The following is a 19,828-nucleotide window of genomic DNA, read 5'->3' as shown; positions in this document are numbered from 1 at the left end:
TCTTGTTGACCTCGCGCGTCAAGGCTCAAGTCGCGCAAGCGCATCGAGCCGTCCTTGATCTCGCTCGACCGGACCGCGCCGGCTCGGATCTGCCGGTCATCGACGCGGAGCGAGAGAGCTGCGTTTCGAAGTCCCGTCGGGTGTCGGCGTAGGTCGCATGGCAATGCTCGAACGCCAGCCTTCGTGCCTGATAGGTCGCTGTGGGCAGGCGCCCGAAACTGGGCTTCGGTATGTGCGGGAACAGCCGGGCTTCGAGTGGATGCGTCTCGTAGCGCGCAGACTCTGCCCCGAGGCAGCGCCGTCGACGGCGCGCCGACTCTGACGGCTCCCGGTCGCAGCAGGTGGACATCGCCTGCGCTCGGACTTTGCCGGCAAGACGCCAATCCGCCGCGCCCAGTCCTCGCGACTGGGCGCGTGCGTTCGACGCCGTCCCGGCTTCTTCCGCCTGGTCAACGACCACCCGCCAGCGAGCGGGAGAACGGAGAACCAGATGCCTCTGGCGACGCGCGACGCGCAGCTCACTGCCGCCTACCGGGCCCTCGCCGACGACTTGCATCGTCTGCTCGAGCGCAAACTCAACATCGACGCCCACCTCGTCGAGGACGGACTAGCCTTCGCGTGGCACCGAGCCTACGAACTCGAAAACGTGGACCTCACCGACCACCAACGCCTCGGCGGCTGGATCTACATCACCGCCCGACGCCGCGCGCTTGAGCTCCACCGCCGCCATACCGACCCTCGGCTCTGCCTTCTCCCTATGCAGCTCGCGAGGTTGTCCCGTAGCTCGTAGAACTTTGTAGGTGGCGGTCCTTCCCGCCTCGTCCGCTTCCGTTGGGAGCGTGGCGAGTGCGAAGTCATCCACGACGAGGAAGGAAGAACCGCCATGAGGAACGTAGAGCAGGGCCGCGACGACCGCGAACTTGCGCTGCCCCCGGCTGTGCAGGAAGCGCTCGGCGAGCTCGTGAACGCTGCGAAGGACGGGCTGCTGGCCCTGTCGGTCGGGGTCGGGCTCGGCGTGCTGGACACACTGATGGAAGAGGAGGTCACCGAGGTCGTCGGACCGAAGGGCCGACGTGACCCGGACCGTGTCGCGGTTCGTCACGGCCATGAAGCGGGCGAGGTCACGCTCGGCGGCCGGCGCGTCGGCGTGCAACGCCCGAGGGTGCGGGCCGCCGACGGCAGCGGCGAGATCCGTCTTCAGACCTATGCGCACTTCGCCGACCGCGACCCGCTCACCCGGGTCGTGCTCGAGCAGATGCTCGCCGGCGTCTCGACCCGGCGGTTCGCCAGGACCCGCGAGCCGGTCGGCGAGCACGTGACCGCGGCCGAGCGGTCGACCTCCAAGAGCGCGGTCAGCCGCGAGTTCGTCGGCCGCACGACCGAGCACCTGCGCGCCCTCATGAGCCGCGACCTCGGCGATGTCCGGCTGGCGGCGCTGATGCTCGACGGGATCGAGCTGAAAGGGCGCTGTTGCGTCGTCGCGCTGGGCGTCACGACCGACGGGGTGAAGGTCCCGCTCGGCCTCTGGGACGGCTCTACGGAGAACGCCACGGTCGCCCGCCATCTGCTCGCCGACTTGGTCGACCGCGGCCTCGATCTCGACCAGGGCGTCCTCGTCGTCCTCGACGGCGGCAAGGCGCTCCGATCGGCGGTCGACCAGGTCCTCGGCCCGGTCCCGGTGCAGCGGTGCATCCGTCACAAGGAGAGAAACGTCCTGGACCACCTCCCCGAGCAGGATCGCGACCTCGTCAAGCGCAGGTTGCGCACCGCTTGGAAGCAGTCGAACTACGAGCTCGCGCTCGACGGCCTCAACCGGCTCGCCGACGAGCTCACGCGGTCGCATCCCGGGGCGGCCACGTCGCTGCGGGAGGGCCTCCCGGAGACGCTGACCCTGCAGCGGCTCGGCTGCCACGAACAGCTGCGCCGCACGCTCGCCAGCACGAACCCGATCGAGTCGATGATCGAGTTCGTCCGGCGCACCTCGAGGAACGTGAAGCGCTGGCAGTCGGGCGACATGTGCCTCAGATGGACCGCCGCCGGCATGCTCGAAGCCGAGCAGCAGTTCCGCAAGATCATCGGCGTCGACCACCTCGCCAACCTCACCCTCGCCGTCGAACGAGACCTCGCCGAACGCCGCGCGACAGCCACGCCACCGACCCCGTCCACCACGACCCCCGAGCCGGCCGCTACGCTCGCACACGCTCACTGATCACCGGACCGCCACCGAGAAGTTCCACGGCGAACGGGACATCCTCCAGCTCGCGGACCGCTCCCCTAGCCCTGAGCAGCACGCGCTCGCGCGCGAGGCCCTCGAGGAGATCGAGTCCGCTGTCAGCGACCGGCAGCTCGAGGTGCTGCGGCTGCTCGGCGAGGGCTACGAGCCCGCCGACATCGAACGGATCACCGGCCAGTCCAAGCGCACCGTGCGGCGCCTCGTCGACGAGGGACGCGCCCGCGGCCGAGCCGCCCGCCGGAACCGCTGATAGCGAGTCCCGCGAGATCGCGGACGTCGCGGTCTCGCCGTCGGGCCTCGACGACGTCGACGGGCACTCCGCACAAGCAGGCGAGGTGCCGAGAATCCCGGCACCATCGCAATGCCGCCGCGAACAGCTGTGCGTCAAGCACGCGCGCACGCGCTGCTCTTGCGGCGATCTCCAGATCCCACGTCACGCCCTGCGGCCAGTCGAGCGCCTGGTCCGCGAGCGCTGCAATCCACACGACTTCTGGATCGTCGTCGGGCTTCAGTGCGAGGTCGTCGCTGACCTTGACGGTTTCCCCGACGACGATGGCTCGGACGCGGCCCCGCCAGCTAATGATCGCGCTCATGCCGCTATTAGGCAGGAGCCAGCACGTCCTCACCCCCCCCGGGAATGCGCCAGGACTGCTCAGTCTGATCGAGCGACCGGGAGCCCGTTCGCGCGCTCGCGGCGTCCTGCGAGGTACGCGTCGCCGACCGCGATCGCTTCTTTCAGGTCGCTGCGCTCCCAGTAGGGCTGGACGCGGCCCTTTGCGGGCAGGTCGCGGCCGTGAAGGTAAACGCCTTCGCCGCGGCCCAGCTGCTGGAGGGTCTGTGCGGAGGCCTTGTCGCGTTCGCGGTCGTGCTGCTGACGCGCGGTGCGACCGAGGGGACCGGCGACGTCGTAGCTGGTCTCGACGTGGCGTTCCTCATCCAGGAGCTCGACGAAGTAGCGACGGGTTTCCTCGTCCTGCAGCGGGCCGAGGAGGAGCTTGGCGAGCGAGTTGCCGAGGACCTCGTCGGAGGCCTGGCCGTAGCGCTGCTCGATCTGCCCGAGGCCCTGCCAGACCGTCGCGACCCGAACCCCCCACGACCGACAGACGGACAGCAGCCCAGGAAGGTCGTCGACTGCCGCAAGGCGCCGCGTCTCGTCCAGCACGACTCGCAGCGTCGGGTCCAGGGGGCCTTGGCGGTTGGCGCGGAGTTCGCATTCGCGGAAGACCGCCGAGAGCAGGCCGGCGAACAGCGGGCGCGTGATCTCCTGCAGCGACTCCGGGGCGATCATGTACAGCGTCCCGCAGCCCTCGAGCAGGCGCGCGGGGTCGATGTCCGGGCGCTCGACGCGCTGGACGCTGGGATACGAAAACGCGTCCAGGAGCTGCCGCGCAGTCAACGTCGTGAGCGACCTCGCGCGGTCGTCGAGGTTCCAGGTCTCCTGCACCGCACGAGCCGCCGCGTCCGCGTTCTGGGCACGGAGGATGTCGATCGGTTCGAGCGACCGGCCCTCCACCCACTGCAGCACCTCCCCCATCCGCCGGTCGCCGAGCGCCGCGGCATGCAGCAGCGGGCCGATCAGCTGCGCGGCCGCGTGCCGGTAGAACCGCGCACCGTCGGACTGGCCGTCACCGCCGCTCTCCGCAGCAGCGAGCCACCGGCCCATCAGCTTCGCGTACTCCCAGTCCCCGCAACCCGCCAGCGGCGTCCAGCCCGCCGCACGGACCGGCAGCGAGTCCGCAGGCACGAGCGGGGCGTAGACCCAGACCGGCCCGCGAGCCAGACGGGCGCCGAGCGTGAGCGCGAGCACGTCGGTCTTGCTGCTCGTGACAAGCGCCGGCCCGTCGTGCTCAAGCAGCCACGTGGTCACCGGGCCCGTCGTCTTCCCCGCCCCGGTAGGGGCCACCATCAAGACGTGCGTCTGCGGCTCAGTCCCGATCAGTCGCCGATCCAAGCGCAGCATCGTCCAGGAGTCCCCCACCCCCGTCCGCAGGTGAGCGAGATCCCGCGGCCGCGCCCACGAGCGCGGCCGCACCCAGCGGCGCGGGTCGTACGAACGCAGCCCGATCCGACGCCGCGCCCGCAGCCCGTCCACGCCCACCCAGACACGCAACCCGAGCGCAACGCCCGCCACCCAAACCAACGCGACGACGAGCCACCAGGCCGCAGCACTCGGCATGAGGCGGGCGACCTCCGGATCGAACGCCGCCGCCGGGTCGTTCAGCGTTCCCGGCAGCCGAGCGGCGCCCTCGAGGACCGCCAACACTCGGGGGAGCTCGCCGCTTGCGACCCACGCCGGTGCGGCACAGAGCGCGTAGATCGCAGCTGCGACGGTCACGAGCGCCCCCACGACCGCCGTGACGCCGGCCGCGAGCGCCATCTCGTCGTCCCGCCTCACCCGCGCGCCCCCGAGCTGCGCTGCCCCGCCGTCCAGCGGAACAGCGGCAGGTACCGGCGCCCGGAGTCGCCGAAGCGACGAAGCCATCGACGGTAGCCGCGCCGGGCCTGCCTCTCACCCGTGCCGACGACGCGGAGGACGAGTCGCTCGTCCCGCGCAACGTCCACCAGCTCGATGCGGACCCCGCGCCCGCTGTACGGCAGCGTCTGCAGGCCCGGCATCTGCTCGAGGTCCGTGCGCTCCTTGCGGGCCTGCGCGGGCGCGTAGCGATCCTGGCCCGCAGGGTTCGCCGGCGCCCGGACCTGCGGTGCTGCGATCACCACCGGCTGCCGGTCCGCGGGCTCGGATCCGCAGCCGACAAGGACAAGGGCCGAAGCGGCGAGTAGTCCGCGACGTCTCATGTGCTCGCCTCCTGGTTGTCGCTGGGTGTGCCGCCGGGTGGGCGGGCGTAGCCGAAGACGGGTCCGGGACGTCCGGAGGACTGTGCGCGGGCGGGCAGGAAGGGGGCTTTGCGGGAGACGGCGCTGTCGCTGCCGTTGCCCTCGATGGTGGTGATGCGACCGTCCGGGAGGACCTGCTCGACGAGGCCGATATGAACGCTGGCTGGGCAGGTCGGGCCGGTCCCGTAGACGATCGCGTCCCCCGGGCTGGGCGTCGCGTCGGGTCCGAGCCGCTTGCCGCCGTTCGCGGCGGCCCACGCGAGGACGTTGCCGGAGCACGGGATGATCGGGACCCGGACGCCGGCCTTCTGCCAGACCCAGGTCGTGAACGCCGAGCACCACGCGTAACACCCCGGCGCGTTGTACTTCGTGCAGTTCGACCCCAGCGGCCGCTCCCGTTCGCCGAGCTCGCCGCGCGCAACCGCGACGATTCGCCCGCCAAGCTCCGAACCGCCCGCCACATCCGTGAAGGCCGTGCAGCTCGCAAGCACCGTCTGGGCGTCCTGGCCGGCGACGGCGCCAGCCCCAAGGGCGCGGTACTCGCGCGCCCGGGCCAGCACGTCGTCGACGTACCACTGGGCGTGGTTGTAGGCGAACAGCGCGCGCTGCCAGCTCCCGGGCGCCCCCGAGGCGCGCAAGTACCTTGCGGCCCCGGGAATCGCGTCCTGCGGGTCGTAGATGTCCCGGAGGCCATCGCCGTTGCCGTCAACGCCGTAGGCGGCCCAGGTCGAGCGGATGAACTGCATCGGCCCCGCCGCCCCCGCGCTGTTGGTCCCTGAGTGCACGCCCGGAAGCGGGCTGCGTCCGTGGTCAGTCTCGATCGAGCCGACCGCGGCAAGGGTCGCCCACTCCCCGAGCCCGAACTGGGCTGCCGCGCGCTGGTAGAGCACGGCGTACGCAGGCGGGATATCCCCGACCGCGCCGCCCGAGCTCAACGTCCGAAACGCCCGCGTCTCGGCGATCGCGCCGCCCTGGATCAAGCCGGTCGGCTGCGCCATGGGGCTGCAGGCGACAGCAGCGGGCAGCGCCGCCCCGAACAGCGACAGGAAGGCCATGGCCACCACGCACAGTGCGGCCGCCATGCCCGCGACCAGCTTCACGACGCGCGCCCGGGACGCCGGTCCGTCTGACGCCCGGCGTCCTTGCGATACCCCTGCCGACTCGCCGCGGTCGGCGGTGCGCCGCGGTCGCGCTGGTTGCGGGCGAGGTCCTTGGCGATGACGCGGCCGTCCTGGCGGTGGCGGGTCAGCTCGCGGTCGACCTTCGCGCGGATCGCCGCCTGCTGCAACGACGTCGCACCCCGGTACTCCGCGACGCTCGAGCCCGCCACCGCGGCGAGCACCGGATAGTTGCGACCCCCCGCCCCCGCAGTTGCGGGCTGCTGACCGGACGGCAGAGTGGCCTGCTCGCGCAGCCACTGGTTGGCCTGCCTGCGCCGGGCCGCCGCCGGCTCGCCGGCCCGTCGGGCGGCGGCGTCGGACTGCTCCAGACGTCGCTGCGACGCGTCGATGCGCCGCTGCAGGCTGACCTCGCGCTTGCGCATCGCGTGCCGCTTTCGCGGGTCGCGCTCGACCGCGCGCAGCTCCGCCGTGCGCGCCAGGTCACCACGCTGGCGAGCCAGGCGCGTGCGCTCGGCCGCCTGCCCGTCCGGGGTCAGGCGACGCTGCGCGATCAGGGCGTCGCGCTCGTCCATGACCGCCCGAACCCGCCGCGCCCGATCAGCGCGGGCCTGCCCCAGCCGGTCCGCCGACGCCGGAACCTCCGCCCGACGAGCCATCGGAACCACCCCGGCCCCCGCCCGGTCGGGAGCGCGACCAGACGCCGCCGGCACCGCCGTCGCCGCGACCTCGCTCGAGGCCACGGGCGTCGCGGGCGCGGCGTGACGGTTGCCGGCGGTGGCTGCGAGGTGGGGTGCCATCGGGCCCGCGGTGGCCGCGCGCAGCAACCGGCCCGCACGGCCGCCGCCGCTGCCGCTCCGGCGACCTGTGCCGCCGCGGCCGAGCGCCTTCATCGCGACCCCCGGAACCGCGCTGGCCCCGCCGGTCGCCGATCGCGCCGCGGAGCGAACGGCCCAGGCCGCGGCCATGCGGGTGGCAAGTGCGGCGCCGGCGTTCTGCTGCGGGCGGTTGCGCGCGAACCCCCACAGCGCCTCGCGCTTGATCAACAGCACGACCAGCGCGACGGCCAGGACCATCCACTGCCCAATCGCCCCGGTCCCGACCTCGGCGGAGAACAGCCGCCAGACCACCAGCACCAGCGCCAGGAACGCGGCGTGCTTGAACGCCGCAAGCAGATCGCCCAGGAGCTCGCCGGCGTAGGAGACCACGCGCTCGGTCCCGGCCTTCCCGGCCGTGCTCAGCGCCGCAACAAAGAGCAACTGCACGGTGCGGATGACGACCATCACCTGGGCGGCCATCATCAGCACCGCGGTGACCGCGAGGATCACCCACAACGGAACCATCGGCACCAGGACGACGATCAGGCCGACCATCCGATCCCAGGTCCCGGACTCCGTGCGGAACTCGGCAAACCGGGCCATCGGGCCCTCGCACTTCTCCGTGTCGTCGGCGCCGCACATCACCCGCAGCAGGCTGTCCTCGTCGTTGATCGAGTTCCGCGCCCCGGCACCGACCGGCCAGGCCGTGAACAGCTCCAGGTTCGTGCGCGCAGCCCGGACCGCCTCGATCCGCTTCGGACTCCGCTCCTTCAACGCGCGCGTCGATGCCGCCTTCTTCAGCTCAGGGGAGAGCCGGTCGGGATCGGTGCCGAACGCCACGTCGCCGAACTGCAGGAGGATGTCCCGGTCGCCGTGGAACTTCTCGGCGGCGGTTCGGTGATCAGTGAGCGGGTGCGAGCGTAGCGGCCGGCTCGGGGGTCGTGGTGGACATGGTCGGCGAGGCGGTTGCGGAGCGTCGGGCGGCGAGGTCGCGCTCGACGGCGATCGTGAGTGTGGCGAGGTGGTCGACGCCGATGATTTTCCGGAACTGCTGTTCGGCTTCGAGCATGCCGGCGGCGGTCCATCTGAGGCACATGTCGCCGGACTGCCAGCGCTTCACGTTCCTGGAGGTGCGGCGGACGAACTCGATCATCGACTCGATCGGGTTCGTCGAGGCGAGGGTGCGGCGGAGTTGCTCGGGGCAGCCGAGGCGCTGCAGTGTGAGCGTCTCGGGGAGGCCTTCGCGCAGCGACGCCGCGGCTCCGGGATGGGAGTGGGCGAGTTCGTCGGCGAGCCGGTTGAGGCCGTCGAGCGCGAGCTCGTAGTTGGACTGCTTCCAGGCGGTGCGCAACCTGCGCTTGACGAGGTCGCGATCGGCCTCGGGGAGGTGGTCCAGGACGTTCCTCTCCTTGTGGCGGATGCATCGCTGGACGGGGACCGGGCCGAGGACCTGGTCGACCGCCGCGCGCAGCGCCTTTCCGCCGTCCAGGACGACCAGGACGCCCTGGTCGAGGTCCAGGCCACGGTCGACGAGGTCGGCGAGGAGGTGCCGGGCGACCGTCTGGTTCTCGGTGCTGCCGTCCCAGAGGCCGAGCGGGACCTTCACCCCATCGGTCGTGACCCCGAGGGCGACGACGCAGCAGCGGCCTTTGAGCTCGATCCCGTCGAGCATCAGCGCCGCCAACCGCACGTCGCCCAGGTCGCGCGACATGAGCGCGCGCAGGTGCTCGGTCGTGCGCCCGACGAACTCGCGGCTGACCGCGCTCTTGGAGGTCGACCGCTCGGCCGCGGTCACGTGCTCGCCGACCGGCTCCCGGGTGCGCGCGAACCGTCGCGTGGAGACGCCGGCGAGCATCTGCTCGAGCACGACCCGGGTGAGTGGGTCACGGTCGGCGAAGTGCGCGTAGGTCTGAAGGCGGATCTCGCCGCTGCCGTCAGCGGCCCGCACCCGCGGGCGTTGCACGCCGACACGCCGGCCGCCCAAGGTGACCTCGCCCGGTTCGTGGCCGTGGCGCACCGCGACGCGGTCCGGGTCGCGTCGGCCTTTCGGGCCGACGACCTCGGTGACCTCTTCTTCCATCAGCGTGTCCAGCACGCCGAGCCCGACGCCGACGCTCAACGCCAGCAGCCCGTCCTTGGCGGCATTGACGAGCTCTCCGAGCGCCTCCTGCACAGCGGGCGGCAGCGCGAGCTCGCGGCCGTCGGGGTCCTGCTCTACGTTCCTCACGGCGGTTCTCCTGTCTCGGATGGACTTCAAGCACCCGTCACGCTCCCAACGGGAGCGGACGAGGCGGGAGAACCGCCGCCTACAAAGTTCTACGAGCTACGGGACAACCTCAACTGCAGCAACGCCAGGGGCTGGTCGATGACGCTCTTGCCCATCGCCCCCAGGCCGCTCTGCGCCGCGCGCTCGCCCCCGCTGGGCTCCCCCGACGCCGCACCGATGACCGCGAGCCCGAGCTGCTGCCCGGAGGTCGCCAGCGTGTTGATCGTGCTCACCGGGTTGTGCAGCACCACCACGCACAACGCGCCCAGGACCGCCATCAACGCCAGCTGCTGCAGCGCCTCCCCCTGCCGGCGGCGCTGCACCCCGGTCCACGCAAGCCACACCGCCCCCACCGGCGCAAGCAGCAACGCCAACGGTCGCGTGATCGTGTCCGCCGCGGAGTCCAGCCGCCGGGCGAGCCCGGCCTCCCCGGAGGCGTCCAGCGGCTGGTAGCCCAGCGCGAACTCCACCAGCCAAAAACAGCCGCGGGTGACCGCGACCAGCAGCCCCCAGAAGAACCGCATCAGCTCCAAGAGCATCGCGATGAACGTGTCCCCCGGCCGCGGCGCCCCGGTCCACGACTGCGTGTCGACGTGGATGTCCCACGACCACCGGTTCCCCACCGCGCCCGTCGAGGCCTGGCCGCTGAGCTCGCAGTTCACCCGGGCCTGCGCCGACCACGGCCGCACGCACCACGGCGACTGCAACCCGTTTGAGGCCAGCAGGTCATCCCCCCCGCGCGCCGCGTACCACCCCCGTCGACCCCGCTGCGCCGTCGCCCGCTGGCCCGGGCGACGGCACACTGATCGACGGCGTCGGCGCAGGCTCAGGCTGTGGATCCGCCGGCCGCCGCTCCACCGGCGCCGGACGCTCCGCGGGCAAGCCCACCGTCGGACCACTGCCCGGCCCCTGCCCGAACGCCGGCGCGACCCCCCAGACGAGCAGCGCCACGAGGACGAGCACGGCGAGGCCGCTACGCAGCATGCGTGGGCTCCGGGCGCGCGCGGCGAAACGGGTTGGTCTCCACGCGCCGGCGCAGGCTTCCGGGGAGCTCGACCTGGATCGTCTCGACCTGCCCGCGGTGGTCGCGCACCGTGGCCTGCCCCCGCTGCAGGCTGGTCTGCAGCCGCAGCGTCTGCGGGTCCGGCTCGATGCCCAGCAGCGCGCACTGGCCGCGCGCGTCCGTCTCGTCGACCGCGCGAAACGCCCAGACCGACCCGAACAGTCCGCCCACGGATTCCCGCTCAAGGCCGACGTCGGCGGCGTACTGGGTCGCGACCACCGGGACGACGAGCTTGCTGCGCCCCAGACGCTGGGCGCTGTCAATCATCCGCCGTCCCGCCGGGTCGTCCAGCAGCAGCCGGGCCTCGTCGAAGCACATCAGCTTCGGGCGGTCCGGGAACCGGCTCATGACGCCCATCCCCAGCAGCGCGATCAGCTTCGTCAGCGCCGCGCCCTGCCGCTCCAACGGCTCGTACTCCGACCGCGCCACCCCACGCGCCGGCACCGGAAGATGCTCCGTGACCACGCAGGTGATCTGCCGGTCCCCCAGGGCGCGGACCGACCCGTCAAACGGCGCGAACCCCAACTGCGCCAAGCCGTTGGTCGCGTGGGTCTCCAGGTGCTCGGCCAACGCGACGGCCGCCTTCCCGCCACGCGCGCGCAGAGCGGCCAGGACGTGGGAGTTGGTCGGGCGGTCCTCGTGGTCTCGGACCGCGCTGACCGCCTGCTGCAGCTCGGTCTCCCACCCCACCGGCACCACCCGGGGCATCAGCGACGTGAGGAAGTCCGTGGCGGCGTCGCTGCGCAGCTCCGGCGGCGCGTTGCGCCACGGATCCAGCAAGCCACGCAGACCGTCGCTGGCGCGCAGCGTGACGAGGTCCATCCGGTCGGCGAACGCGGGATCGGACTGCCAGTGGTGGTCGTCGTGCTTGCCGGTCGAGTCAAAGACGATCGCCTCGTCCAGCGCGCTCTCCATCGCAAGCTTCGCCCCCGCGGTCGTCTTGCCCGCCCCGGAGTCACCGACCATCAGCACCCCGGCCGCCTTGTCCAGCCGCGAGCCGTCCTGCGGGCTCCACCGCACCACCGCCGGCGCCGCCGACATCGTGCGGCCCCACACCCACCCCGACCGGCCCCCCAGACGGCGTGTCGCGGTCGGAGCGAACGCGCCGATCTGCTCGGCGCTCATCCGCCGCGTGAAGCCGCGCACCCACGGCCGCTGCCCCGGCAACGCCCCGAACCAGCCGTGCAGCTGCTGGCCGACCGGCACCCGCAACCGCACCCCGTGCGCGGCCCACGCCGCCTTCGCGTCGCGGACCCGACGGCGCAACTCCTCCCGCGACCCTGCGGCGACCGTGACCTGCAGCACCCCGGCAAACAGCGGCTCACCGGTCGCCAGATAGGACTCCGCGTCGCGGGCGACCTGCGTGCGGTCATGCGTCACATCCGACACGCCGCGCGCGGCAAGGTGCTCCTCATCAGCCGCCTCGTCCGCTTTGGCCATCTCGGCGCGGACCTGCTGCTGCGCGCGGGCCGGGGACACGTACCGCGTCGACAACGTGACGTCGACCGCGAACGGCAGCCGGTCCCCCGGCCGCCACATCACCTCAAGCGCCACCGACGGGGCGACGTCATCGACCGGCAGCGACTCCGCGACCAACGTCGTCTGCCAGCTCTCCCCCAGCTCCCCCGCGACCAGCACCCCGTCGCGGTGATGGGTGACGTGCCCCGCCCACGCCAGCAGATCCGCCGAGCACGGCTCCAGCCGCGCCCGGCCGCCCCGCCGGGCCAGCACTGCCCGCGGGTGATGCAGCCCGTCGACGACCGGCTCCCCCAACCCCCGAGTCGAGGCGCGACGCACCAGCCACTCAACCTCCGCAAGCGTCGCCGGCCGCGCACCGCGCACCGCCCCGGCGACCCGGTCGAACATGTCCTCAGCCAGCTCGTGATCGCGCTCGACCTCGTCGAGGTCGCGCGCCGATCCCAACGACAGCCGCGACAGCCGCGAACGCCACCGGTCAAGGCCCGAGCGCGGGTCCTCCAAGAGCTCCGCCGCGACCTCGCCACGCGCCCGGCGGGCCGGGGTCAGCGCGACCGCCACGAACGCCTCCGCAGGCGCGAACGCCCCATCAAGCTCCGCCGCCTGCTCCGCGCGATACGCGGCTCGCACCCGACCGAGCGCCTCATCCCCTAGCCCGGTCTCGGTCGCCTCGTCGGCCGAGGCATACGCCTCGGCGTCCCACCAGCGCGCCACGCGCAACACCTGGACGTCCGCCTCGACCTCGCGGACCAACGACGCCACCTGCTCGACCAGGTCGAGCCGGTCCGTCAGCGTCCGCAACGCATAGTTGCGCCCCGGCAGCCGGAACACCGCCCACGGGTCATCCATCCCCCGCGCGTACACCACGTTCCCCGACACCCACGTCAGCGGCTGCATCACACCCCGCCCCGCACGACCCGAACCACCAGCCGCTCCCCCACCCCGACCTCCACCGACCCAACCCGGCCAACCGCAGGGCGGACGACCAGCTCTTCCCCAGTCCGTTCGACGGCCCCCACGATCCGCAGACGGCCGGGACCGCGGTAGCGGATCGCCTCACCGCCCGGGCTACCGTCACCAAGCAACGGCAACGGGCGCGGCGACCAGGAGCCCTCCAAGGGGCCGCAGGGCTCCCAGCCCAACCAATGGCGCGGCGCGGCGAGCGCCTCGAGCACGATCGGGAGGAACTCGTGCATCCGCAGCCCGTTGGGCTTCACCGCCGCGCCCGCGGCCGCCAGCCCGACGATCGCGGGCATCCAAACCCACCACGACACCCCGCCGGCCAGCCAGCTCACCGGCGGCAGCACACGGCCGAGCCAGGCCGACGCGAGCCCGGCGAGCACGTACAGCACCATCGCCTGCGACACGCCGCGACGGCCCAGCGACACGTCGTCGCCCAGCCGATACCAGCGCGGATCCGCGCCCCACAGCCGATCGAAGTTGACGACCTGCACGCCCACCCGGCCCCCGCCGGCCGACACCTACGCCCCCCTCCCCACCACCGCCGGAGGTGCGGTCACAACCGACCCAGTCGTGCCGCCGAGGTCCTTGCCGGTGTCCTCCGCCGCGGTCCACAGCTTCCCGCTGATCGCCATCGACGCGAGGATCGCCATCAACACCGCGAACCCCAGCGTCTTCACCGACGTCTGCGCCCACGCCACACCGATCGCCACGATCAGCGCGATCCCCGCCAGCACCGACGCCACCGTCTTCACCGTGCCGCTCGTGTTCTTGGCGATGTCCCCGAACCCCGCCGACCCCGACTCCGCCGACGGCCGCGACGGCGAGGACCCCGCCTTGAACCCCGACCCCGACACCACCGACCCATCAGTCCCCTGCGCCGAGGCGCCCACCGGCGCCACCGCCGAGACCGCCAGCACCACCGCCACGAGCATCGCCACCCACCGCACGACCTCGCCGCCCGTCACCGAACCGAACATCCAACCGACCTCCTCTCCGCGCCGGCTCATCCGGCCGCGGGGTTGTTGTGAACGCCCGAGACGAACCAGCGACCACGCTGCTCCACCCCGAGCTCGTAACCGAGCGTCAACGACGCCCCGTGCCGATCCGCCACGAGCACCGTCGCCCGCACCGATCGACCACGCTCGCTCCACCGCGCCTCAAGGACCCGGTCCAGCCGCAACGCGACCGTCGGCAAGCTGACCGTGGCGCTCGGCGCAAGATCCGCGCGCAAGTTCGCCCCGTCGCCCGCCAGAAAGTTCCCCAGCGCCCGCTCCACCACCGCACGGACGTCCTCCGGCACCTCCGCCCCCTCACCAGCGACATCGACCGCGCCCCCGGACAACGGCGCACCGACCAACGCCGGATACCCCACGACCTCAGGGCCCCGCGGGCCGCGACGAACCGTGACCGCCAAGAACATCGACCCATCCACATCGGTGTCCGCTTCGATCACGAACCGCCGCCCCGACGGGACGTCCAGGTCCTGCGCCACCCGAGACGACAGCACCCGGCGGCGCCCGTCCGACGGGATCGACAACGCAGCAGCCCCAACCGGCCCGTCACCTGCGATCGCGCGAAGCCGGTCCTCCCGGCCTTCCGGCGACGCCGCGTCATACGCGAGAAACGCGACCGCAAACCGCTCCGCCAACGCCGCAGCCACCGGGTCGGCCGTGCGACCGACCGGCCGCTCAACAACGACCGTCCGGGGCGGGTCGACCGCCCGCCACACCCCCACGCCCCCGAGCAGCACCAGGACCGCGCTCAGCAACCAGCGGTTGTACGCCTCGCGCCACCGCAGCCACCGCACCGACACACGACGGCGCATCACCCCGCCGCCACCAGCCCGGACACCCGCAACACCACCAGCGCGGCGATCGCCACGAACGCCGTCAGCTCGCACGCCCGCCGAAGTGGGAACGGCGGCCGCGGACGCTCCACCCGGATCGCCGGACGAGGCAGCGCCGGGCGCGGCGCCGCGGCCCGCGAGCGGAACTGCGCCTTCGCATCCTCCAGGCGCTGCGCGCTCATGGGACGCGCACCCCAAACGCGGCATCCGCCGACGCCGACCCGGCCGGCGCCCGGTAGACGCGTGGCGGCGCCGCCGCCGTCACCGGCCCACGCACCGCAGACCGCGACGGCGATGACGCGACCGGCGTGACGGGTCGCACGCGAGCCGTGCGCCGACGCTCCGCGGGACGACGGACAGCAGTCGGAGCAGCGGGACGTCGCAGCGCAGGCGCTCGAACGGTGATCGTCCGCGTGACAACCCGCTCCACCGGCACAGGGGCCGACCCCGCCACCACCCGCTCTCCGCCTCCAGAGCCCGCTGCCAGGACGACCGCGCCGGCCACCCCGACAAGTCCAAGCAGCGCCACCGCCGCGGCCGCTGCCGCTGCCGACCGTCCTCTCGGCCTTTTGGCCGATTCCGCTTGATCGGCCGGGCGCCGGACGGTCGCCGACGGTTCGCGCTCCGCGAGCCTCTCCCTCTCAGGCTTCGCAACGTCGTCCGAGGCCGCAGGGACGTGGTCTTCGACGAAGAGCGGCTCGGTTCGCTCGGCCAGCCCGTTCGCCGTTTCGGCAGCCAGACGAGCGGCCTCCTGGAGCCGCGGGGACAACGCTGACGAGCGTCGAGGCGAGTTCGGCGGTCGCTGCGGCGCCACGTCGTCGCCAAAGAGCAGCGCGTCCTCTTCCGCGAGGTCCGGGTCGTCACCAAAGGCGTCCATGACGGACACCCGACACCCGAACGACCGAAATGACCCCTACCGACTCAATCGCTTATCGCGCGTTGCGATAGTCCGACGGCCGGGCGGATGTGACGCCATCCACGACTACGACGCTCGACGAAACGCCGGAGGTGGCGCGATTTGGCCGTCAGAACGGACGGCCACATCGAGCCACGTCCACCGTGCGGCGCTCGTTTCCACGCGGGAGCGTGCGTGCGCCAGCGGGAGCCCTCAGCTATCGCTTTGCGCGAAAAGCGCTAGCGGCTAGGGACCACGCGACTCCGTCGTAATCGCTAGTCCGTCGGCGCCCGCAGTCCTGTGCGTCGGTCAGTTCGCGCACGATGACGGACGTGCTCGCGATCGCAGCGCCGGGCCAATCCGCCGCGCCAGCTCGAGCGCCTGCAGCAGGCAGGCGGCCCCGCTTCGCGGCCGCCCTTACGGGCTGCCGTCCGCCGCTGCCCGGCTCCGCCGGCCGGCGCTCGAACTAGCGCGTGCGTTCGACCCCAGCGCCACGCCCGCTGCGCGCGCCCGTCGTCGAAGGCTCACCGCCCGGCACCCAGGACCAGGCACAACCCGAAGGAGCCACACCGTGACCGCACGATCCGCCACTCCCCGCCAGCGCCGCTACCTCGCCCAGCTGGCCGAGGCCAACGGCCGCACGCTCCCCCGCCTGGACGACCTCAGCCTCTCCGACGCGTCCAAGCTGATCCGCGAGCTCAAGGCGCAGCCGCGCCGTCGCGACCTGCCCACCGACCGCAACCTCCAGCGGCCCACGCAGCTCGCGACCGCGCCCACCCAGGACGAAGCGCCCAAGCGCGACTACCCCGGCAAGGACGACGCCCCCCGCGGCGATGGGACGCGCAAGCTGATCGCCAGCTACGACCTCGACGGCCACGACCGCCAGATCGTCGGCCAGACCACCCACGGCGGCATGCGGCGCATCTGGGACCAGGGCCTCACCGGACCCCAGACCACGCTGATCTGCGCCAACTACCGCGGTCGCTCCCTCAGCGAGCTCAACGCCCGCATCGCCGCGTACATCGACAATGCCCGCGATCACTACGCCGCAACCGGCGACCTCCCCCAGCTCGGGTAGCCCGGCCGAGCCGGACGAACCCGTCCGGCTCACGCGCCTCAGCGCCTGATCCTTACGGACCGCGTCGCGACCTTCACCGCACCGGTCGCGCTCAGCCGCACCGAAACCCGCGAACCAGCAGCGCGGACCTTCAGGTCCAGCGACACGCGACCCCGGACGGCGCGGACCGACCGGACAACCACGCGACGACCGAGCTGCACGCGGACACGCGCACGGCCGGACGACACGCTGTGCCTCCCGCGCAGACGGACCGTGACGCGACCGTCACGGCCACGACGCCCGGACAGCGACGAGATCCTGACCACCGGTCGCGCCGACGGCGGGCCCGGCGAGACCGTCGGCACAGGCGTCGCGGCAGGGGTCGGCACTGGCGTGGCGGTCGCCGTAGGAACCGGCGTCGGCTCCGGGCGCCGGACCGCGGTGACCGACTCCGTCTGCACCATTGCGGTGTTGCCCGCGACATCGGCCGCGACCGCGCGAAACCGATACGTCCGGCCGGACTGAGCCACCACGCCATCCGCGGCGGCAGTCCACTGGCCCCCATCGATCTGCACCTCGCGAGAGACGGTGGCGACACCGCTCAACGCGTCTTCGGCGCCCACGGTCGGGCGCACGAGGTCGCCGTCATAGACCGTGCCCAGTCCGTCGATCCTCGGCGACGGCGAGGTGCGGTCGCGCTGCACCGAGACCGAGGCGTTGCCGCTCTCGTTACCGGCCTCGTCGACCAACCTGACCCGGACCTGCGACGTGCCCTCCGGGAGCCCAGCAACGGACACCGCCGTCGGGCTCCCCGACGCAGCCGTCGTCGTGGATACCGCGCACGTCGGCGTGCACAGCTCCGTTCTCACCTGCGCGATCGGAGCGAACGGCTGAGCTGGATGCGGCACCGAAAGCGTCACGCCGTCGGCGGGTGACCAGTCCGCGTCGCCCGTCACGCCGACCGGCGTGTCCGGTGCGGTGCGATCGACTCGCACCGTCACCGGTGTCGAGAGCAGGGACTCGCCGCCCGCGTCGACGACGCGGCCGCGGACCTGACGTTCGCCGTCAGCCAGCGCGGACAGGTCGCCGTTGACCGCGGCCGAACGCGACGCCGGGCAAGGACGGGCGAGCACGAACGAGCAGCTAGACCCTGACGAGCCCAGCAACTCGCCGCTCGGCCCGACCAGCTCCAACGCGCCGACGCCGCCGCCCGAGTCCGTGCCAGACACCGTGCCGGTGAGCGAGCGCACCCAGCCAGCCGGCGTCCCGGACAAGACCGCCGATCCCGGTGCGACGGTGTCCTTGATCGTGAGGGTCGCGCGATAGAGGTCCGCCTGGACGTCGTTCACAGAGAAGCCAGTCCCGCACCCCGTATCGGGAGCGACCGGACGGCAGAACGCGCCCCACTCGACATACGGCGCGTCGATACCGCTCAACGTCACATCGAACTGGCCAGCGAACTGGCAGAAACCGCCACCCGTGATCACGCAGTCCTCGTACTGACCCGCTCCAGGTCCACTCGGGACGTTCATTCCCATAACCCAGTTGGTGTCGTACTTCTTGACAAAGTCCCTCATGACCACGGTCGTGATGCTCGTGCCGGTGGGGGGCTCGAATCTCCATGCCGTGGTGGTGGTTCCGATGACATCGGGCGATGGCAGGACGTCCGCGGCGCGCAGCCCGTCGCCGGGGTTGGTGCCGCCGCAGGCGCTGCTGGTCAGCATGGAGCTTCCCGCGGTGTTCACGGCCGACCACCCGTCGATAGAGCCCGTGGAGCCGCACGACTGCACGGTGTACGTCCCGGCAAGCGCGGTAGAGGCGCCGACCATCGCGCACGCCTGCAGTCCGCAGGTGAGCAGCAGCGTGATTCGTCGGGTAGTGCGGTCGAGCATCAGCGAAAGCGGTTTCGGCGGTCCAGGTACAGATACTCCCTCGGGCCGCCGGAGGACTTCGCACCGACAAACCGGACCAGGATGCGATCGGGTCGGCGCGTCACGCGAAAGCTGACACGAGAGCTGCGGACGGTCACGCGGCGCAACGGGCGAACCCGAAAGCCACGGAACAACTGCGCGCTCACCTCAACGCGGGCACCCGTCGGCCGGTTGCGGACAACCACAACCACGCGACCGCGGACCCACCTGGCCGACGCCAGGCGCACGTCGGGCAGGCGCGGCGTCTTGGGGTTCGTCGCGGGAGTCGGCGTTGCCGCTGAAGCTGGCTCCATGATCGTCTGGTCCGGTTGGGGCGGAGTCGTCGTCGCGCTCGGTGCGGGATCCTGAGGCTGGGCGGCGCGGCGCGCGGTGGCGCGGTCAACGACACCGCCGAGCCCCGCCGCGCGGAAGGCTCCTGCGACATCGAGGACCGGGCGATCGGCGACGGTCCGTGCGCCGGTGCGAAGCCAGCCCTCGACCTCAGCCGGGGTCGCCGCCGGGCGCCATGACCGCAGCGCAGCGACGATCGCCGACGTGAACGCGGCCGCCGAAGACGACCCACCGTTCTCCGTGGTCACCGGTGCCTCGCCATCTGCCGTGTCGATCCCGCACCCCGGGCCGACCAGTGTCCCCGGGCTGTACGAGGCGTAGCCGCACAGCCCGCCCGCCGGCGTACCCGCTGCGACCGCGATGACGCCATCGGCGGTGGCGGGCCACCCGTTGGGCGCACCAGCGGTGTTGCCGGCAGCTGCGACGACGGAGACGCCGTTGCCGCGGGCCTCCCCCACTCTGCTCTCGAGCGTCGTGCGCTCATCGGTGGTCGGGGAGTTGTCGGAGCCCAGTGAGAGGTTGACCGCCGCGACCGGCCAACGACCGGCGATCGAGGACGTTCGGGCACAACGCGCCACGCCGCCCTCGTAGTCGGTGGCGCGGAAGGCGGACTCGCCGGGGCGAGTGGCGCGCAGTGACACCATGCGCGCGATCGGGGTGGCGCCGATCGTCCCGACTCCGTTGGCCTGCGCCCCGATGATCAGCCCCATCCGTGATCCGTGCTGACCCTGAGTGGTCGGCTCGCCGGAGGGATCGGCCCCGGAGTACAACGAGAGTCGCTCCACCACCGGGCCTGCCGGCCGGTCCGATGGCAGGTCAGCGGAGACCGCGACGCCAGTGTCCACCAGGCAGACCACGCCGCGCGATGTCTCCCCGGGGAGATCGGCTGGGTCGATGAACGGCATCCACTCCGCGCCGAACGCGCGCTGCTGAGCTGTGGGCGATGAGGACTCCGCCGCGTAAACCGTCCCTGGCCCCAGCGTGAGAGCGGCGATCG

Annotated in this window: 17 protein-coding genes; 4 read left to right on the top strand and 13 right to left on the bottom strand. The window is 72.4% G+C overall.

Annotated features, from left to right (window positions below; translation table 11 throughout):
* The first annotated feature begins 490 nt into the window (after window positions 1–490).
* The 3 genes from GKE82_RS25040 (at window position 491) to GKE82_RS30260 (ending at window position 2,483) form a co-directional block, all read left to right on the top strand.
* On the top strand, window positions 491–790 hold the full coding sequence (locus GKE82_RS25040) for a sigma factor (protein ID WP_154735642.1): 300 nt from the start codon (window positions 491–493) through the stop codon (window positions 788–790).
* 93 nt (window positions 791–883) lie between these two features.
* Entirely contained in the window at window positions 884–2,209 is a 1,326-nt protein-coding gene (locus GKE82_RS25035; RefSeq protein WP_154732000.1) for an IS256 family transposase, read from the top strand.
* Between the two features lie 142 nt (window positions 2,210–2,351).
* Complete coding sequence (locus tag GKE82_RS30260; RefSeq protein ID WP_255451166.1) at window positions 2,352–2,483, top strand: hypothetical protein; 132 nt, start codon at window positions 2,352–2,354, stop codon at window positions 2,481–2,483.
* 402 nt (window positions 2,484–2,885) lie between these two features.
* Here the strand turns inward: GKE82_RS30260 and GKE82_RS25030 are convergent, their stop codons facing one another.
* From GKE82_RS25030 to GKE82_RS24980, 11 genes are all read right to left on the bottom strand, one after another.
* Window positions 2,886–4,610, bottom strand: a complete 1,725-nt coding sequence (locus tag GKE82_RS25030; RefSeq protein WP_230317257.1) for a type IV secretory system conjugative DNA transfer family protein — start codon at window positions 4,608–4,610, stop codon at window positions 2,886–2,888.
* A 14-nt stretch (window positions 4,611–4,624) separates the two neighbouring features.
* A complete protein-coding gene (locus GKE82_RS25025) occupies window positions 4,625–4,951 on the bottom strand; it encodes a hypothetical protein (RefSeq protein WP_154735640.1) in 327 nt (108 codons plus the stop codon).
* A gap of 74 nt (window positions 4,952–5,025) precedes the next feature.
* Window positions 5,026–6,150 (bottom strand): CHAP domain-containing protein, encoded by a 1,125-nt coding sequence (locus tag GKE82_RS27495; RefSeq protein ID WP_196189459.1) that lies wholly within the window; start codon window positions 6,148–6,150, stop codon window positions 5,026–5,028.
* A gap of 14 nt (window positions 6,151–6,164) precedes the next feature.
* The gene (locus GKE82_RS25015; RefSeq protein WP_154735639.1) at window positions 6,165–7,844 is read right to left on the bottom strand and encodes a hypothetical protein; all 1,680 of its coding nucleotides are present in this window, start codon (window positions 7,842–7,844) and stop codon (window positions 6,165–6,167) included.
* Window positions 7,845–7,905: 61 nt separating this feature from the next.
* Window positions 7,906–9,231, bottom strand: coding sequence for an IS256 family transposase (locus GKE82_RS25010; protein WP_196189050.1), 1,326 nt, complete (start codon window positions 9,229–9,231; stop codon window positions 7,906–7,908).
* An 89-nt stretch (window positions 9,232–9,320) separates the two neighbouring features.
* A complete protein-coding gene (locus tag GKE82_RS25005) occupies window positions 9,321–9,977 on the bottom strand; it encodes a hypothetical protein (RefSeq protein WP_154735638.1) in 657 nt (218 codons plus the stop codon).
* Window positions 9,978–10,243: 266 nt separating this feature from the next.
* Window positions 10,244–12,658 carry an ATP-binding protein gene (locus GKE82_RS25000; RefSeq protein WP_154735637.1) on the bottom strand — a complete coding sequence of 805 codons (2,415 nt, stop codon included), beginning with the start codon at window positions 12,656–12,658 and terminating at the stop codon, window positions 10,244–10,246.
* Between the two features lie 47 nt (window positions 12,659–12,705).
* Complete coding sequence (locus GKE82_RS24995; RefSeq protein ID WP_154735636.1) at window positions 12,706–13,263, bottom strand: hypothetical protein; 558 nt, start codon at window positions 13,261–13,263, stop codon at window positions 12,706–12,708.
* Between the two features lie 27 nt (window positions 13,264–13,290).
* Window positions 13,291–13,749, bottom strand: a complete 459-nt coding sequence (locus tag GKE82_RS24990) for a hypothetical protein (protein ID WP_154735635.1) — start codon at window positions 13,747–13,749, stop codon at window positions 13,291–13,293.
* A 26-nt stretch (window positions 13,750–13,775) separates the two neighbouring features.
* Entirely contained in the window at window positions 13,776–14,597 is an 822-nt protein-coding gene (locus GKE82_RS24985; RefSeq protein WP_230317256.1) for a conjugal transfer protein, read from the bottom strand.
* Window positions 14,597–14,800, bottom strand: coding sequence for a hypothetical protein (locus GKE82_RS24980; protein WP_154735633.1), 204 nt, complete (start codon window positions 14,798–14,800; stop codon window positions 14,597–14,599). Before GKE82_RS24980 ends, GKE82_RS24985 begins: the two co-directional genes overlap by 1 nt.
* 1,284 nt (window positions 14,801–16,084) lie before the next feature.
* Between GKE82_RS24980 and GKE82_RS24975 the strand changes: the two genes are divergently transcribed.
* Entirely contained in the window at window positions 16,085–16,591 is a 507-nt protein-coding gene (locus GKE82_RS24975) for a hypothetical protein (protein WP_154735632.1), read from the top strand.
* 38 nt (window positions 16,592–16,629) lie between these two features.
* Here GKE82_RS24975 and GKE82_RS24970 read toward each other — a convergent pair whose 3' ends face one another.
* Both GKE82_RS24970 and GKE82_RS24965 read right to left on the bottom strand, forming a co-directional pair.
* Window positions 16,630–18,462, bottom strand: coding sequence for a hypothetical protein (locus tag GKE82_RS24970; RefSeq protein WP_154735631.1), 1,833 nt, complete (start codon window positions 18,460–18,462; stop codon window positions 16,630–16,632).
* Window positions 18,462–19,736, bottom strand: coding sequence for a S8 family serine peptidase (locus GKE82_RS24965; protein WP_196189458.1), 1,275 nt, complete (start codon window positions 19,734–19,736; stop codon window positions 18,462–18,464). The genes GKE82_RS24970 and GKE82_RS24965 overlap by 1 nt, the downstream gene beginning before the upstream one ends.
* Between the last annotated feature and the right edge of the window lie 92 nt (window positions 19,737–19,828).

It is taken from the genome of Conexibacter sp. W3-3-2 (assembly GCF_009707605.1).
Lineage (GTDB): Bacteria > Actinomycetota > Thermoleophilia > Solirubrobacterales > Solirubrobacteraceae > Paraconexibacter > Paraconexibacter algicola.
This window is presented reverse-complemented; position numbering and strand designations above follow the sequence as displayed.